The sequence below is a fragment of the Streptomyces neyagawaensis genome (assembly GCF_023516595.1).
In the GTDB taxonomy this organism is placed as follows: domain Bacteria; phylum Actinomycetota; class Actinomycetes; order Streptomycetales; family Streptomycetaceae; genus Streptomyces; species Streptomyces neyagawaensis.
In genome coordinates this window covers 1-2,258 of record NZ_JAMGBG010000056.1, presented here as the reverse complement: position 1 = coordinate 2,258, position 2,258 = coordinate 1, and the positions used below count along the sequence as shown (strand labels likewise).

Annotated in this window: 2 protein-coding genes; one reads left to right on the top strand and one right to left on the bottom strand. The window is 72.7% G+C overall.

Annotation, left to right across the window (positions count from 1 at the left end):
• Nucleotides 1-1,038 (bottom strand): AAA family ATPase (locus tag M8J73_RS24435; protein WP_249829056.1); only part of this gene is annotated, 1,038 nt, incomplete at its 3' end.
• A gap of 236 nt (nt 1,039-1,274) precedes the next feature.
• Here M8J73_RS24435 and M8J73_RS24430 point away from each other — a divergent pair.
• Nucleotides 1,275-2,258, top strand: a 984-nt coding sequence (locus tag M8J73_RS24430; RefSeq protein ID WP_249829055.1) for an MFS transporter, incomplete at its 3' end; no start/stop codon positions are given.

Sequence of the window (2,258 nt, the reverse complement as noted above, 5' to 3'; positions counted from 1 at the left end):
GGCCGGGTCGGGCGGGGTGAGGATGCGGGCCTGGGTGAGCAGTTCGGCGCACTCCCACGCCGTGGACATGGGCAGCCCGGCGAGTCGGGCGACGATCTCCACGGTGATGCCGGTGTGCAGGATGGCGGCCGCCCAGGCGAACCGGGTGGCCTCGACGCCGAGTTTCTCCAGGCGGGCGACGAGTCCGTGGCCGCGCGCCGTCTTGTTGAGGGCGCGCAGTTCGGCGGCGGAGTCCTCTACCGGGTCCAGCTGGCTGTCCTTGACCTTGGCGAGGAGTTCGACGGTCTCGTAGGGGTTGCCCGCGGTGACGGCCCACACCTCGCGGCAGAACGCGTCGTCCGCGTGTTCGCCGACGGTGGTGCGGGTGAGCCCGGCGGTGGCGTCGGGCGTGAGCGCGCTGATCTTCGTGACGGGGCCCGCGACGGCGGCGATCTCCTGCAAATGGCGGGCCCGTTCCCCGGTGGCCTCGCCGGGGCGGCGGGCGACCACGACGAGGACGCACATCTCGGCCAGCCGTCCGGTGAGCGCGGACAGCCAGTGCAGGGTCTCCTGGTCGGCCCAGTGGGCGTCGTCGATCAGCAGCACGAGGGGCCAGGTCCGGCGGACGAGCCGGCCCACGGCGGCGACGAGGCCGTCGCACACGTGCTGGGGGTCGGCGGGTGTCTCGCCCGGTTCGGCGAGACCGAGGGCGGGGCCCGCGATGTCGTACCAGTCGCCCAGGTAGTCACGGGTCTCGCCGTCCATCAGCTCCAGCAGCGCGGGCTGGAGCAGCTGGCGCACCACGTTGAACGGGACGGACGTGACGGTCTCGCCGCCGCGCGCGTACCAGGCGGTGCAGCCGCGTTCCTTGGCGATCCGCCGGGCCTCCGTGAGGAGGGCGGTCTTGCCGATGCCCGCCTCGCCCCGGAAGACCAGGACTCTGCCCGGTGACGCCTGGTCGGCGCGGAGCTCCTCGATCGCCTCCGTGATCGCGGCGAGCTCCGCGTCGCGCTCCCACAGGGAAGCCGAGGCGGCCGTGTCGGGCCGTGCCTCCGTCATCCCGGTACCTCCCCAGGTCGCCCAAACGACGTACAGGTGATTGAGCGTAGCCGTCCGACTGCCGAAGTGGAGGCTGGTCGGGGCACCTATTGCCGTGTCGGGTGACAACGGGCTGCCGCAGGGCGACGCTTTCGGCCGCCCACCTGCCGTGTTGCAAGTGATGGACAGTCAACTGGCCGTGACGGGGCGCCGGTTTTCCGGTGAGCCGGACACGGCCGCGGGGAGGCGGTACGGCCATGACGCTCCAGGGGACGCGGTCCCGCAGGGCGCTGTTCGCGGGCTCGGTCGGCAACTTCATCGAGTGGTACGAGTTCGGGGTGTACGGCTCCTTCGCGACGATCATCGCGGCGCGGTTCTTCACCCCTGAGGGCGGCGGCGCGGTCGAGGGGCTGGTGAAGACGTACGTCTCGTTCGCGCTGGCGTTCTTCTTCCGGCCGGTGGGCGCGGCGCTGTTCGGCAGGGTCGGCGACCGGATCGGCCGCCGACCGGTGCTGATCCTGGTGATCGGCCTGATGACGGTGTCGACGGCGCTGATCGGGACGCTGCCGACGTACGCGGAGATCGGCGCGTTCGCGCCCTGGCTGCTGACCGCGCTGCGGGTGCTGCAAGGTCTGTCCGCGGGCGGGGAGTTCGGGGGCGCGGTGTCGGTGATGACGGAGTTCGCGCCGGCGGGCCGGCGGGGTCTTTACGGTTCGTGGCAGTCGTTCACGGTGGCGTTGGGCCTGCTGGGCGGGGCCGGGGCGGCGGCGCTGCTCGCGTCGGTGCTCAGCCCGGCGCAGCTGGAGTCCTGGGGCTGGCGGCTGCCGTTCCTGTCGGCGCTGCCGCTGGGGCTGGGGGCGCTGTGGCTGCGGTTGCGGCTGGACGAGACACCGGCGTTCCGGCGGGCGGAGGCGGTGGTGCGGCCGCCGGCCCGTGCGGTGGCCCGGGCGATCGTTCTCGGCGCCGGCCGCGTCATGGGGTGGGCGGCGGCCGGTTACACCTTCCTCGTGGTGCTGCCCTCGTATCTGCAGAGCAGCCTGCACGCGTCCTTCCGTCAGGCCCTGGTGGCGACGGTCCTCGCCAACGTCGGTTTCGCGGCCACGATCGTCCCGGCGGGATGGCTCAGCGACCGGGTGGGACGGCGGCCGGTGATGCTCACGGGCGCCCTGTCGGTCGTGGCCCTGGCGGTACCGCTCCTCAACCTCCTTCAGGACGAGTCCACTTCGACCGTGGTGAAGGGG